At 72.4% G+C, this 20,940-nt stretch carries 15 protein-coding genes and 1 pseudogene; 9 read left to right on the plus strand and 7 right to left on the minus strand.

Features of this window, described 5'->3' with window-relative positions; genetic code table 11:
- Positions 1–3 precede the first annotated feature (3 nt).
- The 6 genes from IEZ20_RS33650 to IEZ20_RS33675 all read right to left on the minus strand — a co-directional run bounded on the left by IEZ20_RS33650 (position 4) and on the right by IEZ20_RS33675 (position 8,632).
- Entirely contained in the window at positions 4–1,320 is a 1,317-nt protein-coding gene (locus IEZ20_RS33650; RefSeq protein WP_189305767.1) for a M20/M25/M40 family metallo-hydrolase, read from the minus strand.
- Positions 1,313–2,146, minus strand: a complete 834-nt coding sequence (locus IEZ20_RS33655) for a M55 family metallopeptidase (RefSeq protein WP_189305769.1) — start codon at positions 2,144–2,146, stop codon at positions 1,313–1,315. Before IEZ20_RS33655 ends, IEZ20_RS33650 begins: the two co-directional genes overlap by 8 nt.
- Before the next feature lie 71 nt (positions 2,147–2,217).
- Complete coding sequence (locus tag IEZ20_RS33660; protein ID WP_189305771.1) at positions 2,218–2,937, minus strand: class I SAM-dependent methyltransferase; 720 nt, start codon at positions 2,935–2,937, stop codon at positions 2,218–2,220.
- A 77-nt stretch (positions 2,938–3,014) separates the two neighbouring features.
- Positions 3,015–5,513: an ATP-binding SpoIIE family protein phosphatase gene (locus tag IEZ20_RS33665; RefSeq protein WP_189305773.1), complete on the minus strand. Its 2,499-nt coding sequence runs from the start codon at positions 5,511–5,513 to the stop codon at positions 3,015–3,017.
- A 142-nt stretch (positions 5,514–5,655) separates the two neighbouring features.
- A complete protein-coding gene (locus tag IEZ20_RS33670; protein WP_189305775.1) occupies positions 5,656–8,040 on the minus strand; it encodes an MFS transporter in 2,385 nt (794 codons plus the stop codon).
- A 148-nt stretch (positions 8,041–8,188) separates the two neighbouring features.
- Positions 8,189–8,632 carry an SRPBCC family protein gene (locus tag IEZ20_RS33675; RefSeq protein WP_189305777.1) on the minus strand — a complete coding sequence of 148 codons (444 nt, stop codon included), beginning with the start codon at positions 8,630–8,632 and terminating at the stop codon, positions 8,189–8,191.
- Between the two features lie 211 nt (positions 8,633–8,843).
- Here IEZ20_RS33675 and IEZ20_RS33680 point away from each other — a divergent pair, with 211 nt between their 5' ends.
- From IEZ20_RS33680 to IEZ20_RS33695, 4 genes and pseudogenes are all read left to right on the plus strand, one after another.
- The gene (locus IEZ20_RS33680) at positions 8,844–9,887 is read left to right on the plus strand and encodes an Rv2578c family radical SAM protein (RefSeq protein WP_189305779.1); all 1,044 of its coding nucleotides are present in this window, start codon (positions 8,844–8,846) and stop codon (positions 9,885–9,887) included.
- Between the two features lie 148 nt (positions 9,888–10,035).
- Entirely contained in the window at positions 10,036–11,610 is a 1,575-nt protein-coding gene (locus IEZ20_RS33685; protein WP_189305781.1) for an alpha/beta hydrolase, read from the plus strand.
- Between the two features lie 113 nt (positions 11,611–11,723).
- A pseudogene (locus IEZ20_RS33690) lies at positions 11,724–11,858 on the plus strand (RidA family protein); the annotation flags it as partial.
- 32 nt (positions 11,859–11,890) lie between these two features.
- Positions 11,891–12,412: a GNAT family N-acetyltransferase gene (locus tag IEZ20_RS33695; protein WP_373304021.1), complete on the plus strand. Its 522-nt coding sequence runs from the start codon at positions 11,891–11,893 to the stop codon at positions 12,410–12,412.
- Positions 12,413–12,419: 7 nt separating this feature from the next.
- Here IEZ20_RS33695 and IEZ20_RS33700 read toward each other — a convergent pair whose 3' ends face one another.
- Entirely contained in the window at positions 12,420–13,001 is a 582-nt protein-coding gene (locus IEZ20_RS33700) for an adenylosuccinate lyase (protein ID WP_189305782.1), read from the minus strand.
- 389 nt (positions 13,002–13,390) lie between these two features.
- On the opposite strand from IEZ20_RS33700, the gene IEZ20_RS33705 reads away from it, so the two are divergent.
- The 5 genes from IEZ20_RS33705 (at position 13,391) to IEZ20_RS33725 (ending at position 20,936) form a co-directional block, all read left to right on the plus strand.
- Positions 13,391–15,205, plus strand: coding sequence for a 3-hydroxyacyl-CoA dehydrogenase family protein (locus tag IEZ20_RS33705; RefSeq protein ID WP_189305784.1), 1,815 nt, complete (start codon positions 13,391–13,393; stop codon positions 15,203–15,205).
- Positions 15,206–15,365: 160 nt separating this feature from the next.
- Positions 15,366–16,178, plus strand: a complete 813-nt coding sequence (locus IEZ20_RS33710; protein WP_189305786.1) for a TetR family transcriptional regulator — start codon at positions 15,366–15,368, stop codon at positions 16,176–16,178.
- A 413-nt stretch (positions 16,179–16,591) separates the two neighbouring features.
- Positions 16,592–17,929 (plus strand): crotonyl-CoA carboxylase/reductase, encoded by a 1,338-nt coding sequence (gene ccrA, locus IEZ20_RS33715; RefSeq protein ID WP_189305831.1) that lies wholly within the window; start codon positions 16,592–16,594, stop codon positions 17,927–17,929.
- Positions 17,930–17,946: 17 nt separating this feature from the next.
- Complete coding sequence (locus tag IEZ20_RS33720; protein ID WP_189305789.1) at positions 17,947–19,974, plus strand: ethylmalonyl-CoA mutase; 2,028 nt, start codon at positions 17,947–17,949, stop codon at positions 19,972–19,974.
- On the plus strand, positions 19,971–20,936 hold the full coding sequence (locus tag IEZ20_RS33725) for an HpcH/HpaI aldolase/citrate lyase family protein (protein ID WP_189305791.1): 966 nt from the start codon (positions 19,971–19,973) through the stop codon (positions 20,934–20,936). The genes IEZ20_RS33720 and IEZ20_RS33725 overlap by 4 nt, the downstream gene beginning before the upstream one ends.
- Positions 20,937–20,940: the final 4 nt, after the last annotated feature.

Consider the following 20,940-nt stretch of genomic DNA (forward strand, 5'->3'; position numbering starts at 1 on the left):
CGGCTACGCCGTCCGCAGGAAGCGGTCGAGGACCCGGACCCCGAAGTGCAGCGCCTCCACGGGCACCCGTTCGTCCACGCCGTGGAAGAGCGCCTGGTAGTCGAGGTCCGGGGGCAGCTTCAGGGGGGTGAAGCCGTAGCCGGTGATGCCGAGCCGGGAGAACTGCTTGGCGTCGGTGCCGCCCGGCATGCAGTACGGCACCACGTACCCCTCGGGTGCGAACTCCTCGACGGCGGCCCGCATCCGCGCGAACAGGGGCGTGTCCACGGGTGCCTGGAGAGCCGTCTCGCGGTGCTCGAACTCCCACCGGACGTCCGGGCCCGTCAGCTCGTCCAGCGTGGCGGTGAACTCCTCCTCGCCGCCCGCGAGGTAGCGCCCGTCCACGTAGGCGACCGCCTCGCCGGGGATGACGTTGAGCTTGTAACCGGCCTGGAGCATCGTCGGGTTGGCGCTGTTGCGGACGGTCGCCTCGACCAGCCGGGCGGCCGGGCCGAGCTTCTCCAGCAGCCGGTCCACGTCGGTGAGGTCGGCGTCGATGCCGTACAGCGCGGCGAGCCGGGTGAGGGCGGCCCGCACGGTCGGGGTGAGGCGGAGCGGCCACTCGTGCTCACCGATGCGGGTGACGGCGGCGGCGAGCCGGGTCACCGCGTTCTCCTGGTTCACCCTGGAGCCGTGCCCGGCCCGGCCCCGCGCGGTGAGCTTCAGCCAGCCGGTGCCCCGCTCCCCCGCGGCGATCGGGTAGATCTCCCGGCCGGACCCGTCGTGGAAGGTGAAGGCGCCCGACTCGCTGACGCCCTGCGTGCAGCCCTCGAAGAGTTCGGGGTGCCGGTCGGCGAGGAACCCGGAGCCGTCCTCGGCACTGGCCTCCTCGTCGGCGGTGAACGCGATGACGAGGTCGCGGCGGGGCCGTACGCCCTGGCGGGCCCAGGACCGGACGACCGCCAGGATCATCGCGTCCATGTTCTTCATGTCGACGGCGCCGCGCCCCCACACCACACCGTCGCGGACCTCGCCGGAGAAGGGGTGGACCCGCCAGTCGGCGGCCTCCGCGGGCACGACGTCGAGATGGCCGTGGACCAGCAGCGCGTCGGCGGACGGGTCGGTGCCCTCGATCCGGGCCACCACGTTGGTGCGGCCCGGGGTGCGCTCCAGCATCAACGGCTCCAGGGCCGCCCCGGCCAGCCGCTCGGCCGCGTACTCGGCGGCGGGCCGCTCCCGGCAGTCGCCGCCGCCGCGGTTGGTGGTGTCGATGCGGATCAGGCCGGAGGTGAACTCCACGACCTCGGCCAGGGCCAGTTCGTCGGCCTGCTGGTCAGCCATACTGCTCCTCCACGGCGGCAGAGGCGATCGTGGTGACCGCCTTGAACGTCCTGATCCCCTCGTACATGGTGGCGCTGGTGTACGCCACCTTCCGCTCCCCGGTCCGCGCCACGCCGGGGACGACGGTGGCGGCCATCGCGAGGTGCTCGGCGTCGAACTCGACGGCCACCGTGAACGGCCCGGCCTCGACCGGCGCGTGACGGACCGCCAGCGGTGCCGCCTCCTTGGCCGCCGCACGGATGTCGGCCGCGGTCCTGGCCGGAGTCCGGCACACGGCCGCGTACCGCGACACATGGTCCTTGACGGCCACCTTCAGTGCCTCCGGCGCGTAGCCGAGGGCGTCCTCGCAGGCCACGTCGTCGCCGGTGACGAGGACGACCGGGACGCCGTACTCGGCGACGACGTGCGCGTTGAGCAGACCCTCGCTGGCCCGGACGTCGTTCAGCCACACACCGGTGATCTGGTTGGCGAGGTAGGTGTGGGCGAGGACGCCCTCCATGCCGGCGCCCGCGTGGTAGCCGACGAACGCGATGCCGTCGACGTCACCGTGCTGGACGCCCTCCACCATGGACAGCGCCTTGTGCCGGCCGGTGAGCATCTCGACCCGCTCGTCGAGCCGCTCCAGGAGCAGGTTGCGCATGGTCCAGTGGGCCTCGTTGACCAGGACCTGCTCCGCGCCTCCGTCGAAGAAGCCTTCCACGGCGGCGTTCACGTCCGAGGTGAACATCGACCGGCACCGCTCCCACTGCGGTGTCCCCGGCAGCACGTCGGCGGGCCAGGTGACGCCGGTGGCACCCTCCATGTCGGCACTGATGAGGATCTTCATGCTTCGTCACGTTACGCGCCGAGCGGCGGCCAGGCTACGACCGCGCCGGGAAGGAGCGGCCCCGGTTCCGGTCAGGCCCTGCCGAGGACGTACCAGTGGGCCGGCAGGTCGATCCGGGTGCCGTCCGCGAGGTGCTCGGTCTGCGGCACGGTGGTCTCGCCCTCGGCCAGGACGGTGAGGCCGGCCTCGGCGAGCAGGCGCGGGATCTCGTCGTCGGGGGCGTCGGCGGGCTTGAGTCCGTGGTGGAAGACGCGCCGGAGCTTGGGGCCCGGGCCGCCCGGCTCGGACGCGGCACGCTTCAGGACGTCCCGGGAGCCGGAGGTCAGTTCGACCACGAAGGCGCGTCCCTCGGTGCCGATCAGCTCGGCGACGGCGGCGGCCACGGCGGGGCGCGCGGCGGGTTCGCTCTGGTGGATCACGGCCCGCATGTAGACGTGGGCGTCGCCGAGCTTGTCGTGCAGGGTGCGTACGGCGTCGGTGTCGGTGAGGTCGAGCTGCTGGAACTCGACGGAGGCGCCGTTCGCGGCGCGGCGGGCGTGCTCGACGGCGGCGTGCGAGAGGTCGACGCCGACGGCGTGGGCGAACCGGGTGGCCAGGTAGCGGGTCTGGGTGCCGTTGCCGCAGCCGAGGTCGACGATGGTCCGGTCCGGGTCGGCGTGCGGCAGGAGCAGTTCGCTGTGCGGCGCGGCGCTCAGGGAGGGGTCGGAGTCCCATATCGCCTCGCCCCGGGCGTCGGAGGTCTCGCGCCAGTAACTCTCCCACGCGTTGCGGTAGTTCTCCGAGACGTTCATGCGATCTCCCCACGGTTCGGTTCCGTGATCGGGATATCGCGGTCCCGGGGCCCACGGCAAGAGCCGGGCGGCCGTGTTCACGAGATGTGAAGGGCCTGTTCGAACCAGACGGTCTTCCGGTGCCCGGTGGCGCTGGCACCCCACTCGCCGGCCAGCCGGCTCACCACGCGCAGTCCGCGGCCCGAGTCGTCGTAGGGGCCGGCGTTCAGCATGGCGGGCAGGGCGGGTTCGTCGTCGGTGACCTCGAACAGCAGCGCGTCGGTGCGGACCACCCGCAGCCCGATCCGGTCGCTCCCGGCATGCCGGACGGCGTTGGTGACGACCTCGCTGACCAGCAGTTCGGCGGTCTCCACGGCCTGCGGCAGACCCCAGTCGAGCAGGCGCTCGCGGACCAGCCGGCGGGCCCGGGCCACCTCGCGCGGGTCGGGGTCGAGCCACCACTCGGCGACGTGGTCGTCGGGGATGCCGTTGAGGCGGGCCATGAGGAGGGCGACGTCGTCCTTGCGTCCGCCGCGTGTGTTGAGGGCGCGGATGATGGTGTCGCAGGCGTCGTCCATGGAAGCCGCGGGGTGGGCGGCGGACTCGCAGAGGGCGGCGAGGCCCTCGCCGATGTCGGTGCCGCGCACCTCGACCAGGCCGTCGGTGCACAGCACCAGGCGGTCGCCGGGCCGGACCTTGATCCGGGTGGCCTCGAACGGCACCCCGCCGACGCCGATCGGCGCACCGGTGGGCAGGTCGAGGAGTTCGCTGCTGCCGTCCTCGGCGCGCACCAGCACGGGCGGGATGTGGCCGGCGTTGGCGAGGGTCAGGTCGCCGCGGATCGGGTCGTAGACCGCGTACAGGCAGGTGGCGAGGTAGCTGTCGCCGAGCCTGCGGGCCAGGTCGTCCAGGTTGCGCAGCAGCTGGGCGGGCGGGGTCTCCATGGTGGCCATGGTCTGCACGGCCGTGCGCAACTGGCCCATCATGGCGGCCGAGTTGAGGCCGTGCCCCATGACGTCGCCGACGACGAGGGCGGTGCGGGAGCCGGGCAGCTTGATGGTGTCGAACCAGTCGCCGCCGATCCGGCCGAGCCGGGCGCCGGGCAGGTAGCGGGTGGCGATGTCGCAGCCGGCCATCCGCGGGGCGACCCGGGGCAGCATGCTGTCCTGGAGGGTGTCGGCGACGTTCTCCTGGTAGGTGTACATGCGGGCGTTGTCGAGCACGAGGCCCGCGCGGGCGGCGAGTTCGGCGCCGGTGGTGCGGTCCATGTCGTCGAACTGCGGCCGGTCGGGGCGGCGCATGAGCACCATGAAGCCGAGGACGACGTTGCGTGCCTTGAGCGGGACGATCAGCAGGGACCGGCCGCCGATGAGCGGCCGGAGGTCGCGCTTCTCGAACTCGCCGGCGATGCGCTGGGACAGCTCCTCGGTGACCCGCGGGACGAGCACCGGCTCGCCGGTGACCATGCACTGGTAGAACGGGGTGTGCTCGGGGAAGGCGAAGGCCTCGCCGACGGGCACGGTGTCGTCCCAGCGGCCCGGTTCGTCGTTGTGCTCGACCCAGACCCGGAACATCACGGTGGTGGCGTCCGGCGGGCCGTCCGGGAAGCCCTCGCCGGCCAGCACCGCGGCCCGCAGGTGGGTGCCGGCGAAGTCCGCGAACCGGGGTACGGCGGCGCTGGTGACCTCGCGGATGGTCTCTCCGAGGTCCAGGGAGGAGCCGATGCGGGAGCTGACCTCGTTGAGGAACTCCAGCCGCTCGCGGACGGCGGCGTACTCCAGGTCCTGTTCGGCGCCGGCCGGGACCACGGCCGCCGCCCGCTGCCGGGGTACGACGGCTCCGGCGGGCCCGGCCGCCGCGGCGCGGCTGCGGCCCGGGCGGCGGGGCACGCCCCAGTACGGGCTCACGGGGACCCGCTCGGACTGGCTGAACTCCAGGACCGGGTAGCCGAGTTCGAGGACCTGGGAGACGATCCGGGCGCTGAGTCCGGGGCCCATGTTGGGCAGGATGTCGGGCAGGCGCCGTTCGAGTTCGTCGGAGGCGGGCAGTTCGGTGTGGCGGGCGAAGCCGGGCGAGATGCGCTCGGCGGTCTCGTCGTCGTAGCCGCGTTCGTCGCGCAGCCGGGTGGCGTCGGCGGCGAGCACGAGCAGCCGGGAGGGTCCGGGGCCGACCAGCGGGTAGGCCCACCACAGCACGTCGAGCCGCTCGTCGCCGCCGGACGGCTGCGCGGGCGGGCGGAGGCGGGCGCGGCCCGCGGTGGCGTAGCCGGTGGGCCCGCCGAGCGAGGCTTCCAGGTCGGGTCCGGGTCCGTCGTACGCCACGAGGTCGGCCGGCACCGTGTCGGCCGCCCTCGCGTCTTCGGGCACCGCGTCGGCCGGCGGGTCGTCCGGGAGGGTGCCGGCGACCGGCAGCAGGTCGGCCGCCATGCGGCCGACGGCGTCCTCCCGGCTCACGCCGAACATGCGCCGCGCGCCGCTGCTCCAGTGGGACACCAGCCCGGCGCGGTCGACGATGACCACGGCCAGCGGAATCCGGCCCGCCGCGATGTCGCCGGCGCCGCGCCCGGGAACTGTGTCCCGCTCGCTGCCACGGTCCATGGCCCAGGCCCTCTCTCCCCACGGCTGTCCGCAAACGATCTGTGCCGCCCGCCACTACGGTACGGCGGCGTCCGGTCGCGATGTGTGGCAATCCTGGAATTGCCCTCACCGGATCGCTCCGGCGCGCGGTGGCGCGCCCCGCTCAGTCCTCGTGGCCGAGTTGGAGATCGCGCTCCGTGCGGCCACCCCCCGCGACCTGCAGCACTGTGGCGACCGGCGGGTAACCTGCGGCGATGACGGTGTACTCGCCGGAGGACAGATCCACGAACCGGAACGTTCCGTCGGGTCCGGTGGTGAGGGTGTCGACGACGTTGCCGGCGGCGTCGAGGAGGGTCACGCGCGCGTCCTCCACCGGCCGTCCGCCGCTCGCCCGGACGGTGCCCCGCAGCACGGCGCCGCCCGCGAGTTCGATGTCCTGCCGGGTCTCCCGGGAGGCCTGCACGGTGACCGGGAGCGCGGCGGGCCGGAAGGCGGGGGCGCTGGCGGCGAGGGTGTACTCGCCGGCGACCAGTTCGGTGATGACGTAGCCGCCCTCGCGTCCGCTGCGGGTGCTGGCGACGACCTCGCCGTGCACGTTGGTGAGGGTGACGGTGGCGTCCCGGACGGGGCTGCCGTCGGCGGTGAGCACGCTGCCGGCGAGGCGTCCGGCGCCGCCGAGGACGACGTCGAGTTCGACGGGGCGTTCGCCGACGGTGACGGAGACGGCCTGCGGCTGGTGACCGCCGGCGGCGGCGATCAGCACGTACGCCCCGGAGCCGGGCGTGCTGAGCGCGTACCGTCCGTCCTCGCCGCTGGCGCCCCGGCCGATCTGCTGCCCGGCGACGTCGATGAGGGTGAGGGCCGCGCGGGGCACCACGGTGCCGTCGGGGTGCTGCACGGTGCCGCAGACGGGAATCCCGGCGGCGTGGGGCGCACGGGCGCCGGGGATCGGGGCGGTCACGGTCTGCGGCTCCGTTTCGGCGGTGTTGTGGGACACCAGTGGTTTCTCCTTGAGGAAGAAGGCGATGAGCAGGCCGAGGGCGAGCACCGGGACCAGGTAGAGGAAGATCCGGGGCATCGCGTCGGCGTAGGCGCGGATGTAGGCGTCGCGCAGGGCCGGGGGCAGCGCGTGGACGAGCTGCGGGGTGAGGGAGTCGGCGTCGGGCAGGCCGGTGCCCGCGCCCGCGGGCAGTTCCGCGCGCAGCGCGGAGGTGAGCCGGTCGGCGAAGAGGGTGCCGAAGACGGCGGCGCCGACGCTGCCGCCGATCTGCCGGAAGTAGTTGTTGGCGCTGGTGGCGCTGCCGAGGTCGGCGGGGCGCACGGAGTTCTGCACCGCGAGGACGAGGACGGGCATCACCAGGCCGATGCCTGCGCCGAGGACGGCCATCCAGACGCTGTAGTGCAGCCGGGGCGTGTCGGTCTCCAGCCGGGACAGCAGCCACATGCCGGCGGTGGCGACGGCGCCGCCGAGCAGCGGGAAGATCTTGTAGCGGCCGGTGTGGCTGATGAGCTGGCCGCCGATGACGGAGGCGCCGACGATCCCGGCCATCAGGGGCAGCATCAGCAGCCCGGACTCGGTGGCGCTGGCCCCGTCGACCATCTGCAGGAAGGTCGGCAGATAGCTGGCGGCGCCGAACAGGGCGACGCCGATCACCAGGCCGACCAGGCCGCTGACCACGAAGACGGAGTCGCGGAACAGCCTGAGCGGGATCAGGGGTTCGGCGGCGAAGCGCTCGGCGACGAGGAAGAGGGCGGTGGCGGCCAGGGCGCCGGCGCCGAGGCCGAGGATCTGCCGGGAGTCCCAGGCGTACTCGGTGCCGCCCCAGCTGGTGAGCAGGACCAGGCAGGTGGAGGCGGCGGCGAGGAGCAGCGCGCCGAGCACGTCGAGCCGGGCCCGGGCGCGGGGCCTGGGGAGCTTGAGGACGACGGCCACGACGGCGAGGGTGACCAGGCCGAAGGGGACGTTGATGTAGAAGCACCAGCGCCAGGAGAGGTGGTCGGTGAAGTAGCCGCCGAGCAACGGGCCTGCGACGGAGGCGAGGCCGAAGACGGCCCCGATCAGGCCCATGTACCGGCCGCGTTCCCGGGGCGGCACGATGTCGGCGATGATCGCCTGCACCCCGATCATGAGCCCGCCCGCGCCGACGCCCTGGACCGCGCGGAAGGCGATCAGCTGGTCCATGGTGCCGGCCCGGCCGGCGAGCGCGGAGCCGAGGACGAAGACGGCGATGGCGAACTGGAAGACGCCCTTGCGGCCGAGCAGGTCGCCGAGTTTGCCGTAGACCGGCAGGCCGACGGTGGAGGTGAGCAGGTAGGCGGTGATCGCCCAGGACATCCGGTCCAGGCCGTGCAGTTCGCCGACGACCTTCGGCAGGGCGGTGGCGACGATCATCTGGTCGAGGGCGGCCAGCAGCAGTGCCAGCATCAGCCCGAAGAAGACCAGCCGCACGCGGCGGGGGCTCGGTCCGACGGCCTCGGCGGGTACCGGGACGGGGAGGCCGGGTGGCGCGGTGACCGTTTCCGTCCGGTCCAGAGTGATCCCGCTCATGTAGCGCTCCCCTCGTCACACCTGCCACACGGTTCCCGCGCGATGCGACAACTCCGGGCAAGTGCGACGAGTTACGGCGCCGACCCGGTCGAGATGTGATTCCACTCGAACCGGTGAAGGGCCCCAACGGCCCTGGGGATCCGGGGACTTACTGCTCGACCTCGGTGGCGAGCCTGGCGAGCAGGGCGTCGTAGATACGGCCGAGGCCCTTGGGCGCGAAGGTCTTCTCGAAGAAGCCGCCGATGCCGCCGGCGCCCTGCCAGGTGGTGGTGACGACGACCCGCGACCTTCCCTCACCGGCGGGGGTGACGCGCCAGGTGGTGACCATGGAGGAGTTGCGGTCCTTCTCCACCAGCTCGCCGTCGGTGGGCTCGCTGACCTCCAGCAGGCAGTCGCGCACCCGCTTGCTGGTGGCCTGGAGCTTCCAGTGGACGAGGGTGCCCTCGCCGTCGCCGCCCTCGCGCACCTCGTACTCGCTGAAGTGCTCGGGCAGCAGCTTCTGCCGGGTGTCGCGGTAGTCGGCGAGGGCGTCGAACACCTTCTCCGCGTCCGCCGCGACGACCCGCTCCGTAGTGGCCTCGACCTGCGCCATTGCGTTCCTCCACGACCTGGTTCCTCGGGGTTGGGGCAAGCCAACCACCCCGGCGCCCGGCCGCCCAAATCGGGGTCCGGTACCGGGGGCCGTGACCGGGGCGGCGATCGGGGCCGCGATCAGGGGCGCGATCACGGGCGCGCCCGGGGTCCGCACGATCATGGGAACACATGTTCTATTCTGTGGGCCGGGGCGAGCACGAGGAGGCGTCATGCGCTGGGACAACCTCACGGACGAGAGCGAACACGGCCGGGCCGCCGACGCCGCGCTGTTCGGCGCGGACGCCGTGACCACCCGGACGTTCGACGGCCCCGAGTTCCGCGGGATCACCTTCCACGAGGTGCGGGCGCGTTCCGTGCTGAACCGGGTGCCGGGCGCCTCGCGCATGCCGTTCGAGTGGACGGTCAACCCCTACCGCGGCTGCACGCACGCGTGCGTCTACTGTTTCGCCCGCAAGACGCACGGCTACCTGGACCTGGACACGGGCATCGGCTTCGACACCCAGATCGTGGTCAAGGTGAACGCCCCGGAGGTGCTGCGCCGCCAGCTGGCCTCCCGCCGCTGGCAGGGCGACCACGTGGCGATGGGCACGAACGTCGACTGCTACCAGCGTGCCGAGGGCCGCTACCGGCTGATGCCGGGCATCATCTCCGCGCTCACCGACCACGCGAACCCGTTCTCGATCCTCACCAAGGGCACCCTGATCCTGCGCGACCTGGAGCTGCTGGTCCGGGCCGCCGAGGTGACGGACGTGGGCATCTCCGTCTCGGTCGGCTTCCTCGACGCCGAGCTGTGGCGCACGGTGGAGCCGGGCACACCCGCGCCGGAGCGCCGGCTGGACGTCGTACGCACCCTGGGCGAGCACGGGATCGGCTGCGGGGTGCTGATGGCGCCGGTGATCCCGTTCCTGAGCGACCACCCGGACCGGCTGCGGGAGACGGTACGGGCGATCGCGGCGGCCGGGGCCACCTCCGTCACCCCCTTGGTACTGCACCTGCGCCCGGGTGCCCGGGAGTGGTTCACGGCCTGGCTCGGCCGGCACCACCCCCACCTGGTGCGGCGGTACGAGCGGCTGTACGCGGAGGGCTCCTACGCGCCCCGGTGGTACCAGCGCCGGATCACCCGTCAGGTGCACGAGCTGGCGCGGGAGTACGGCATCGGGCCCGCGCGCGCGGGACTGGCCCGGCGGATCCGCCCGGCCGAGCCGGCACCGGCCCCGACCGGCTCCGAGGCGGTCCAGCTCAGCCTCATGTGAGCACGTCCGGGGCGTTAGGGGGCATCCCACGGCCCAATTGGGTCAAGTATCGACAGAACGGGTTCTTCAGGGCCCCGACTCCGGGACGATCCGCCGAGAACCGTGAGCCTCGCGGTTCTCCGCCCCCCTCCGTCCCGGGAGGACCCGTATGAGAACACGCGCAGCCGTGCTGGGCGCGGCCGCAGTCGCCGCCGTGCTGGCGGGCTCCGTCACCGCCGCTCCCGCACAGGCCGCCCGGCCCGACCGGCAGGAGCCCGCGCGGCTCAGCTGGAAGAAGTGCGGCATCAGCGACCAACCCCGGCTCCAGTGCGCGTCCCTGAAGGTGCCGCTGGACCACACGCACCCGTCGGGCCGGCAGATCACGCTCGCCCTGTCCCGCGTCCCGCACACCGCGCGGGCCTCGCTGGGCCCGCTGCTGGTCAACCCCGGGGGTCCCGGCGGCAGCGGCCTGACGCTCGCCGGGTTCGTCGCCTCGGCGCTGCCGAAGAGCGTCGCCTCCCGCTACGACGTCATCGGCTTCGACCCGCGCGGGGTCGGCCGGAGCACGCCCGCCCTGAACTGCGCGCCGGGCCACTTCGCACCGGTGCGCCCGGACTCCGTGCCGGGCACACCCGCGGTGGAGCGCGCGAACCTCGACCGCGCCCGGTCCTTCGCCGCCGCCTGCGGCCGCCGGTACGCCGACGTCCTGCCGTACCTGGACACCGTCAGCACCGCCCGGGACCTGGACGCCGTCCGCCGGGCCCTCGGCGCCCCGCGGATCAGCTACTTCGGCTACTCCTACGGCACCTACCTGGGCGCCGTCTACGCGAAGCTGTACCCGCAGCGGGTGCACCGCCTGGTGCTGGACTCGATCGTCGACCCGACCGGCGTCTGGTACGAGGACAACCTCGGCCAGGAGTACGCCTTCAACGACCGCCACCGCGCGCTGATGGCCTGGATCGCGAAGTACGACACGACCTACGGACTCGGCAAGGACCCGGCACGGATCGAGTCCCTCTGGTACGCGATGCGGTCGGCACTGGCGAAGAAGCCGGCCGGGGGCAGGGTCGGGGCCGCCGAGCTGGAGGACACCTTCATGTCCGGCGCCTACTACGACGGCTACTGGCCGCACCTCGCCGAGGCGTTCGCGGCCTACGTCCACCGCAAGGACACCGGGCCGCTGGTGAGGACGTACCGGAACGTCGCCGCGGTCGACGCCTCCGGCGAGAACGGCTACAGCGTCTACACGGCGGTGCAGTGCCGTGACGCGGCCTGGCCGCGCGGCTGGGACCGCTGGCGCGCGGACGGCTGGAAGGTGTACGCGAAGGCGCCGCTGCTGGCCTGGAACAACACGTGGTACAACGCGCCCTGCGCGTTCTGGCCGACGGCCTCGCGGAAGCCGGTGGACATCTCCAACCGCTCGCTGCCGCCGGCACTGCTGTTCCAGGCGACCGAGGACGCGGCGACCCCGTACGCCGGCGGGGTGACGGCCCACCGGCTGCTGGCCCGCTCCAGCCTGGTGGTCGAGCAGGGCGGCGGCAACCACGGCGTCACGCTGAGCGGGAACACCTGTCTGGACCGGCACCTGGCCGCGTACCTGGGCAGCGGCACGGTGCCGCGGGGCGCCGGCCCGGCCGACGCGGTCTGCGCGAAGTCGCCGGATCCGAAGCCGCTGAAGGGCAAGTCGGCGCCGACGGCGTCCCGCGGCTCGATGCTGCACGGCCTGCTGGGCATCCGTCGTTAGGCCCACGGCCCGCCGGGCTTCCGTCGTCAGGCCACGGCCTGCCGGGCTTGGGCCGACGGGCAAGGCGCAAGGCCCGTGGGGGCGTTGTCGGCGGGATGGTCCACCATGGCCCCATGAGCGAACCGACCCGCATCACCGCCCCCGACGGGGTGTTCCCCGCCGCGCGGTACGCGCATGTCGCGACCACCGATCCGACGGCCCGCCAGGTGTTCGAGAACCTGCGGCGCTGCCTGCCCGCCTCCTCCGCGGTACAGGGGGTTCCCCCGGCGGTGGTGGCCGCGTGAGCCCCCTGACGGTCCGCGAGATGCGGTTCGCCGACTGCGACCGCGTCTCCGCGATACGGATCCGGGGCTGGCAGCACGCCTACCGGGGCCTGATGCCCCAGGCGTACCTCGACGGGCTCAGCGTCGCCGCGGACGCCGAGCGGCGGCGGGCCCGGTTCGGGCAGGGCGGCGGCTCGGTGGTGAACCTGGTCGCCGAGCAGGGCGGCGAGGTCGTCGGGTGGGCGGCGTGCGGGCCCTACCGGGACGGCGGCGGCTCCCCCACCGGGGACGCCGAGCTGTACGCGGTCTACGTCGATCCGGACCACCTCGGCGGCGGCATCGGCCGGGCGTTGCTGGCCGCGGCGGTCGAGCGGTGCCGGGCGTATCCCCGGATGCTGCTGTGGGTCCTGAAGGGCAACACCCCCGCCCGCCGCTTCTACGAGCGCGCCGGTTTCCGGTCCGACGGCGCCGAGGAGCCCTTCGAGGTGGACGGCGTGCCCGTGCCGGAGGTGCGGTACGTGCGGACCCTGGGCGGCTGACCGGGTGTCAGCGGCGCTGCTGCTGCGGGATCCGGGCCAGCGCGTGCACCGCCGCCTCGGCGAGCGTGGGGTGCGCGAGGGCCTCGCTCAGCACCCGGCGGGCGCGGGCGTCGCCGAGCGCGCCCAGGCCCTCCACGCACGCCAGGGCCACCCGCCGGTAGGGGTCGTGCGGGCGCAGCCGCCGCTCCAGCGTGGTGATCAGCGCGGGTACGGACTCGGGGGCGCGCAGTTCGACCAGGAGCCGGACCGGGTGCAGGGCGTAGGCGACGCGGAGTTCGTTGGTGGCGAGGGCGGCGGCGGCCCGGGCGGTGCGGGGGTCGCCGAGCCGGGCGAGGGCGTGCGCGGCGGAGGCGCAGCGCGGCGGGTCGCGGTGGTTGAGCAGCAGCACGAGGGACTCGAAGGCGCGCCGGTCGCCCGCGCGGCCGAGGCGGAACGCGGCCAGCTCCCGGGCCCACAGGGGCTGTCCGGGCGCGGTGAGCACCTCCGCCAGTTCGTCGTGGTCCTCGGTGGCCAGCAGGCGGTCGAAGCCGGCCGTCCCGCCCGACTCCCGCCGTAAGCGCTCCGTGAGCGATCGCAACTCTTCGTCCACGAGGCCAGCGTAGGCGGGTCGTCGCCGGCGAGGGAGGTACATCACAAAGTCGGTTTCCCTCCGGGGGCTGGCGCGCTCGTTACCCGCCGGTTAAGCTCATACGAGCGAGTAACCCTCTCGCACTTCCGCTGGCGACGGTTTGGTGACGCGGCCGTCGCGAGCGAGTTCTGTCGGTTCGGTACACCGTCTGTACCGCAGTACGACCCGGCTTCGGGACAGAGCCGGTCGGACGCTTTGCCGCTGCCGGGCGTGTGCACGCCCGTGGCACCGGCGACACCGGGCGTGTGCGCTCGCAGCCCGGCAACACCCGCACTCTCCTCGCACCGTGGTGCGCCCTTCGGCGCACCCGGCGCGCTCCTCGTCGTCACCCTCATTCCTGGAGTCCCGCGATGGCCACTCCCCTGTCCCCCCAGTCCGGCAGCTCTCCGTCCCGGCTCACGACGATCGCCGTCGTCGGCCTCGGCACCATGGGCACCGGTATCACCGAGGTCCTCGCGAAGGCCGGCCGCGAGGTGATCGGCATCGACATCAGCGAGGACCGGACCGCCAAGGCGCTCGCCTCGCTGGAGGCCGCCACCGCCCGTGCCGTGGAGCGCGGCCGGCTCACCGAGGAGGAGCGCGCCGGGGCGCTGGCCCGGGTGCGCACCGCCACCGACCTCACCGCGGCGGCCGACGCCGACCTCGTCATCGAGGTGGCCCCGGAGTCGTACGAGATCAAGCACCAGATCTTCCGTGAGCTGGACGGCATCGTCCGCCCGGAGACGATCCTGGCGACCGGCACCAACGCGCTGTCCGTGACCCGGCTGGCCGCGGACTCGGCCCGGCCGGAGCGCGTGCTCGGCCTGCACTTCTTCAACCCCGCGCCGGCGATGAAGCTCGTCGAGGTCGTCTCCTCGGTGCTGACCGCGCCGGGGGCCGTCGCCGCCGTCACCGACCTCGCCTTCGAACTGGGCAAGGAGCCGGTCGCGGTCGGCGACCGGCCCGGGTTCGTCGCCGACGGACTGCTGTTCGGCTACCTCAACCAGGCCGCCGCGATGTACGAGGCCAGGTACGCCTCCCGCGAGGACATCGACGCCGCGATGCGGCTCGGCTGCGGCCTGCCGATGGGTCCGCTCGCCCTGCTGGACCTGATCGGCATCGACACCGCGCGGACCGTCCTGGAGGCGATGTACGCCGAGTCCCGGGACCGGCTGCACGCGCCCGCCCCGATCCTCAAGCAGCTCAGTGAGGCGGGCCTGACCGGCCGCAAGTCCGGGCGTGGTTTCTACACCTACGAGGCGCCGGGCAGCGCCACCGTGGTGCCGGACGCGCTGACCCCGGCGCCGGACGGCTCGCTCGGCGGGGGCCGTCAGGTCCGCTCGGTCGGTGTCGCCGGCTCCGGCACCATGGCCTCCGGCATCGCCGAGGTGTTCGCCAAGGCGGGCTACCAGGTGGTCCTGGCCGCCCGCAGCGAGGAGAAGGCCCAGGCGGCCCGGGCCAGGATCGGCAAGTCCCTCGCCCGGTCCGTCGACAAGGGCCGGCTGACCGCCGAGGCCGCCGCCGAGACCCTGGAGAGGATCGTCCCGGCGGGGTCCTACGACGCCTTCGCCGAGGTGGACCTGGCCGTCGAGGCGGTCGCGGAGGACCTGGAGGTCAAGCGGCAGCTGTTCGCCACGCTGGACAAGGTGTGCAAGCCGGGCGCGGTGCTGGCCACCACCACCTCCTCGCTGCCCGTCGTCGCCTGCGCCCGCGCCACCTCGCGCCCGCAGGACGTGATCGGCATGCACTTCTTCAACCCGGCGCCGGCCATGAAGCTGGTCGAGGTGGTCCGCACGGTGCTGACCGCCGACGACGTGCACGCGACGGTCCGCGAGGTCTGCGGGAGGATCAGGAAGCACGCCGTGGACTGCGGGGACCGGGCCGGCTTCATCGTGAACGCCCTGCTGTTCCCGTACCTGAACAACGCGATCAAGATGGTGCAGGACCACTACGCGTCCCTGGACGACATCGACGCGGCGATGAAGCTCGGCGGCGGCTACCCGATGGGCCCGTTCGAACTGCTGGACGTGGTCGGCCTGGACGTCTCGCTCGCCATCGAGCGGGTGCTGCACCGCGAGTTCCGCGACCCGGGCCTCGCCCCGGCGCCGCTGCTGGAGCACCTGGTGGCCGCGGGCTGCCTCGGCCGCAAGACCGGCCGCGGCTTCCGCGAGTATGCCCGCCGCTGACGGCGCCGGCGACTGGTTCCGGACGGAGGCGGACTGGGGCGGACTGCTCGACCCGGGCGGCCCTCCCCCGCCCGCCCGGTCCGGCGGTGCCCCGCCCCCCGGGGGCGGGGAACACCGCGGACCTGCGCAGAGAGCCGCGCGCATGCAGTACGTTCGGGTCATGTCCCAGCCCGCCAAGTCCTCACGTACACCAGCTACGCCCGACGCGCCGGAACGTGCCGCAGGCAGTCGCGCCGCCGCCCAGCGGCTCAAAATGCGCCGAGAACTGGCGGCAGCAGCCATGGAGCTGTTCGCGACCAAGGGGTACGAAGCCACCACCGTCGACGAGATCGCCGCCGCCGCCGGGGTCGCCCGGCGCACCTTCTTCCGCCACTTCCGCTCCAAGGAAGAGGCGATCTTCCCGGACCACGACGACACGCTGATCCGCGCCGAGGCGGTCCTCAACGCCGCCCCCGCGCACGAGCATCCGCTCGACACGGTGTGCCGGGGCATCAAGGAGGTCATGAAGATGTACGCGGCGCGGCCGGAGATCTCGGTCGCCCGCTACAAGCTCACCCGCGAGGTGCCCACGCTGCGCGAGGCCGAGATCGCCTCCGTGGCCCGCTACGAGCGCCTCTTCACCCGCTATCTGCTCGGTCACTTCGACGAGCACGCGCACGCCGACGACGCCAACGACGACCCGCTGCTGGCCGAGGTCGCCGCCTCGGCCGTGGTCACCGCGCACAACCACGTGCTCAGGCGCTGGCTGCGGGCGGGCGGCCAGGGGGACGTGGAGGCGCAGCTGGACCACGCCTTCGCGATCGTGCGCAAGACCTTCGGCACCGGCATCGGGGCCGGCCGCGAGAGCGCTCCGCGGACCCCGCCGGCCACCGCCGCCGCCCACGGGGAGGTGCTGGTGACGGTGGCCAGGACCGACGCTCCGCTGGACGAGGTGATGCGCACCATCGAGCAGGCGCTCAAAGAGCGGTCGTAACCGGTCGGACCGTGACAAACGGGCAGTGGGCGGCACTGGGTGCCGCCCACTGCCCGTTTCCTTTGCCCGATCGTTGATCGATCATCGCTCATTTGTTACGTAAAGATTTCATCTGAGAGCAAGTTCTGGCACTCAGTGCCTTGCCACCTGACACGCGGTGTCATACGTTGAGGGGGTCCGGGCGGCCGGCGAGCAGAGACCGTTCGCTCGCCGGCTGTCCCCGCAAGCCCACGGCCTGCGCGCCCGGACGCCTGCGTCACAGGCACCCTCCCGCGCCACAAAGCGCTGCCGAAGCACCACCGAGCCGAACCGACGGCACACCCCTCGAAAACCCTCAAGCGCACTCAGCAGCACCGACGATCCCCCAGCGCCCCTCCCTCAGGGCGCTCACCGCCGGAGGCAACACCGTGACCGTGAAGGACATCCTGGACGCGATCCAGTCGAAGGACGCCACGTCCGCCGACTTCGCCGCCCTGCAGCTCCCCGAGTCGTACCGTGCGATCACCGTGCACAAGGACGAGACGGAGATGTTCGCGGGTCTGGAGACCCGCGACAAGGACCCGCGCAAGTCGATCCACCTCGACGAGGTGCCCGTGCCCGAACTGGGCCCGGGCGAAGCCCTGGTGGCCGTCATGGCCTCCTCGGTCAACTACAACTCGGTGTGGACCTCGATCTTCGAGCCGGTGTCGACGTTCGCCTTCCTGGAGCGCTACGGCAGGCTGTCGCCGCTGACCAAGCGCCACGACCTGCCGTACCACATCATCGGCTCCGACCTCGCGGGCGTCGTCCTGCGCACCGGCCCCGGCGTCAACGCCTGGCAGCCCGGTGACGAGGTCGTCGCGCACTGCCTGAGCGTCGAGCTGGAGTCGCCCGACGGCCACGACGACACCATGCTCGACCCCGAGCAGCGCATCTGGGGCTTCGAGACCAACTTCGGCGGCCTCGCGGAGATCGCGCTGGTCAAGACGAACCAGCTGATGCCGAAGCCGAAGCACCTCACCTGGGAGGAGGCCGCGGCCCCGGGCCTGGTGAACTCCACCGCCTACCGCCAGCTGGTCTCCCGCAACGGCGCCGCCATGAAGCAGGGCGACAACGTCCTGATCTGGGGCGCGAGCGGCGGACTCGGCTCGTACGCCACGCAGTTCGCGCTCGCGGGCGGTGCCAACCCGATCTGTGTCGTCTCCTCGCCCCAGAAGGCGGAGATCTGCCGCTCGATGGGCGCCGAGGCGATCATCGACCGCAACGCCGAGGGCTACAAGTTCTGGAAGGACGAGCACACCCAGGACCCCAAGGAGTGGAAGCGCTTCGGCAAGCGCATCCGCGAGCTGACCGGCGGCGAGGACATCGACATCGTCTTCGAGCACCCCGGCCGCGAGACCTTCGGCGCCTCCGTCTACGTCACCCGCAAGGGCGGCACCATCACCACCTGCGCCTCGACCTCGGGCTACATGCACGAGTACGACAACCGGTACCTGTGGATGTCCCTGAAGCGGATCATCGGCTCGCACTTCGCCAACTACCGCGAGGCGTACGAGGCCAACCGCCTGATCGCCAAGGGCAAGATCCACCCGACGCTGTCGAAGACGTACTCCCTGGAGGAGACCGGCCAGGCGGCGTACGACGTCCACCGCAACCTGCACCAGGGCAAGGTCGGCGTCCTGTGCCTCGCGCCGGAGGAAGGCCTCGGCGTGCGCGACGCGGAGATGCGCGCCCAGCACATCGACGCCATCAACCGCTTCCGCAACGTCTGAGACACCCGAGGTCATAGATGACTGAGCGTCAGAAGGACCGGCCGTGGCTCATGCGCACGTACGCCGGTCACTCCACGGCCGAGGCGTCCAACGAGCTGTACCGGCGCAATCTCGCCAAGGGCCAGACAGGTCTGTCGGTGGCGTTCGACCTGCCGACGCAGACCGGCTACGACCCCGACCACATCCTCGCGCGCGGCGAGGTCGGCCGGGTGGGCGTGCCCGTCGCGCACCTCGGTGACATGCGCCGGCTGTTCCAGGACATCCCCCTGGAGCAGATGAACACCTCGATGACGATCAACGCCACGGCCATGTGGCTGCTGGCGCTCTACCAGGTCGTCGCGGAGGAGCAGGGCGCGGACATCACCAAGCTCCAGGGCACGACCCAGAACGACATCGTCAAGGAGTACCTGTCCCGCGGGACGCACGTCTTCCCGCCGGGGCCCTCGCTCCGCCTGACGACGGACATGATCGCGTACACGGTCTCCCACATCCCGAAGTGGAACCCGATCAACATCTGCAGCTACCACCTGCAGGAGGCCGGGGCCACACCGGTGCAGGAGATCGCGTACGCGATGTCCACCGCGATCGCCGTCCTCGACGCCGTCCGCGACAGCGGCCAGGTGCCGCAGGAGCGCATGGGGGACGTGGTCGCCCGCATCTCCTTCTTCGTGAACGCGGGCGTCCGCTTCATCGAGGAGATGTGCAAGATGCGGGCGTTCGGCCGCATCTGGGACAAGGTCACCCGTGAGCGGTACGGCATCGAGAACCCCAAGCAGCGCCGCTTCCGCTACGGCGTCCAGGTCAACTCCCTCGGCCTGACCGAGGCGCAGCCGGAGAACAACGTCCAGCGGATCGTGCTGGAGATGCTGGCGGTGACCCTGTCGAAGGACGCACGCGCGCGTGCCGTGCAGCTGCCCGCCTGGAACGAGGCGCTGGGCCTGCCCCGGCCCTGGGACCAGCAGTGGAGCCTGCGCATCCAGCAGGTGCTCGCCTACGAGAGCGACCTGCTGGAGTACGAGGACATCTTCGAGGGCTCGAAGGTGATCGAGGCGAAGGTGGACCAGCTGGTCACCGACGTCCTCGCGGAGATGGACCGGATCCAGGAGATGGGCGGCGCGATGGCCGCCGTGGAGTCCGGCTACCTGAAGTCGCAGCTGGTCGCCTCGCACGCGGAGCGCCGGGCCCGGATCGAGTCCGGGCAGGAGAAGATCGTCGGCGTCAACGTCTTCGAGGGCACCGAGCCGAACCCGCTCACGGCCGACCTGGACACCGCGATCCAGACGGTGGACCCGGCGGTCGAGAACCGGGTCGTCGAGTCCCTCAGGCACTGGCGGGACACCCGCTACCAGCCGCCCTTCAACCACCCGCGCCCCTGCAAGGCGCTGGAGCGGCTGAAGGAGGCCGCCAAGGGCACCGACAACCTGATGGAGGCCACCCTGGAGTGCGCCCGCGCCGGGGTCACCACCGGCGAGTGGGCGGGCGCCCTGCGCGAGGTGTTCGGCGAGTACCGGGCGCCCACCGGGGTCTCCTCCGCGCCGGTCGCCGTCGCCGCCGAGGCCGGCTCGGCCCTTGCGGAGGTCCGCGCGAAGGTGGACGCCACCGCCCGCGAGCTGGGCGTCGGCAAGCTCCGCTTCCTGGTCGGCAAGCCCGGCCTGGACGGGCACTCCAACGGCGCCGAGCAGATAGCGGTGCGCGCGCGGGACGCCGGCTTCGAGGTGGTCTACCAGGGCATCCGGCTCACCCCGGAGCAGATCGTGGACGCGGCCCTGGCCGAGGACGTCCACGCCGTGGGCCTGTCGATCCTCTCCGGCTCGCACGCCCGGCTGGTCCCGGACGTGCTCCAGCGGCTCCGTGTGGCCGGTGCCACAGATATACCGGTGATCGCAGGTGGCATCATCCCGAACGGTGACGCCGAGCAGCTGAAGGAAGCCGGAGTGGCCGCCGTCTTCACCCCGAAGGACTTCGACATCACCGGGATCATCGGCCGCATCGTCGACGAGATCCGGAAAGCGAACAAGCTCGACCCCCTGGAGGTCCCCGCATGACCACCCCCGTCAACCGCCTTCGCCCGCGGCGTTCCTGCCTGGCCGTACCGGGCAGCAACCCCCGCTTCCTGGAGAAGGCGCAGGGCCTCCCCGCGGACCAGGTCTTCCTGGACCTGGAGGACGCGTGCGCGCCGCTCGCGAAGCCGGAGGCCCGGCACACCATCGTCAAGTTCCTCAACGAGGGCGACTGGACGGGCAAGACCCGGGTGGTCCGCGTCAACGACTGGACGACCGAGTGGACGTACCGCGACGTCGTCACGGTGGTCGAGGGCGCCGGCCAGAACCTCGACTGCATCATGCTGCCGAAGGTGCAGAACGCCGAGCAGGTCGTCGCGCTGGACCTGCTGCTGACGCAGATCGAGAAGACCATGGGCTTCGAGGTCGGCAAGATCGGCATCGAGGCGCAGATCGAGAACGCGCAGGGCCTGAACAACGTCAACGCGATCGCCGAGGCCTCCCCGCGCCTGGAGACGATCATCTTCGGCCCGGCCGACTTCATGGCCTCCATCAACATGAAGTCCCTCGTCGTGGGCGAGCAGCCGCCCGGCTACCCGGCGGACGCCTACCACTACATCCTGATGAAGATCCTGATGGCCGCCCGCGCCAACAACCTCCAGGCGATCGACGGCCCCTACCTCCAGATCCGCAACGTCGACGGCTACCGCGAGGTCGCGCGGCGCGCCGCCGCGCTCGGCTTCGACGGCAAGTGGGTGCTGCACCCGGGCCAGGTCGAGGCGTCCAACGAGATCTTCTCGCCGTCCCAGGAGGACTACGACCACGCCGAGCTGATCCTGGACGCGTACGACTACTACACGTCCGAGGCGGGCGGCAAGAAGGGCTCCGCGATGCTCGGCGACGAGATGATCGACGAGGCCAGCCGCAAGATGGCCCTGGTCATCGCGGGCAAGGGCCGCGCCGCCGGCATGCGGCGCACCAGCACGTTCGAGATCCCGGAGGCCTGAGCGC

Origin of the sequence: Streptomyces cinerochromogenes, assembly GCF_014648635.1 — a bacterium.
GTDB classification, from domain to species: Bacteria; Actinomycetota; Actinomycetes; order Streptomycetales; family Streptomycetaceae; genus Streptomyces; species Streptomyces cinerochromogenes.

Coding starts and splice junctions, on each gene's coding strand:
- IEZ20_RS33650 (WP_189305767.1), bottom strand. CDS start 1,320: ATGGCTGACCAGCAGGCCGACGAACTGGCCCTGGCCGAGGTCGTGGAG.
- IEZ20_RS33655 (WP_189305769.1), bottom strand. CDS start 2,146: ATGAAGATCCTCATCAGTGCCGACATGGAGGGTGCCACCGGCGTCACC.
- IEZ20_RS33660 (WP_189305771.1), bottom strand. CDS start 2,937: ATGAACGTCTCGGAGAACTACCGCAACGCGTGGGAGAGTTACTGGCGC.
- IEZ20_RS33665 (WP_189305773.1), bottom strand. CDS start 5,513: ATGGACCGTGGCAGCGAGCGGGACACAGTTCCCGGGCGCGGCGCCGGC.
- IEZ20_RS33670 (WP_189305775.1), bottom strand. CDS start 8,040: ATGAGCGGGATCACTCTGGACCGGACGGAAACGGTCACCGCGCCACCC.
- IEZ20_RS33675 (WP_189305777.1), bottom strand. CDS start 8,632: ATGGCGCAGGTCGAGGCCACTACGGAGCGGGTCGTCGCGGCGGACGCG.
- IEZ20_RS33680 (WP_189305779.1), top strand. CDS start 8,844: ATGCGCTGGGACAACCTCACGGACGAGAGCGAACACGGCCGGGCCGCC.
- IEZ20_RS33685 (WP_189305781.1), top strand. CDS start 10,036: ATGAGAACACGCGCAGCCGTGCTGGGCGCGGCCGCAGTCGCCGCCGTG.
- IEZ20_RS33705 (WP_189305784.1), top strand. CDS start 13,391: ATGGCCACTCCCCTGTCCCCCCAGTCCGGCAGCTCTCCGTCCCGGCTC.
- IEZ20_RS33710 (WP_189305786.1), top strand. CDS start 15,366: ATGTCCCAGCCCGCCAAGTCCTCACGTACACCAGCTACGCCCGACGCG.
- IEZ20_RS33720 (WP_189305789.1), top strand. CDS start 17,947: ATGACTGAGCGTCAGAAGGACCGGCCGTGGCTCATGCGCACGTACGCC.
- IEZ20_RS33725 (WP_189305791.1), top strand. CDS start 19,971: ATGACCACCCCCGTCAACCGCCTTCGCCCGCGGCGTTCCTGCCTGGCC.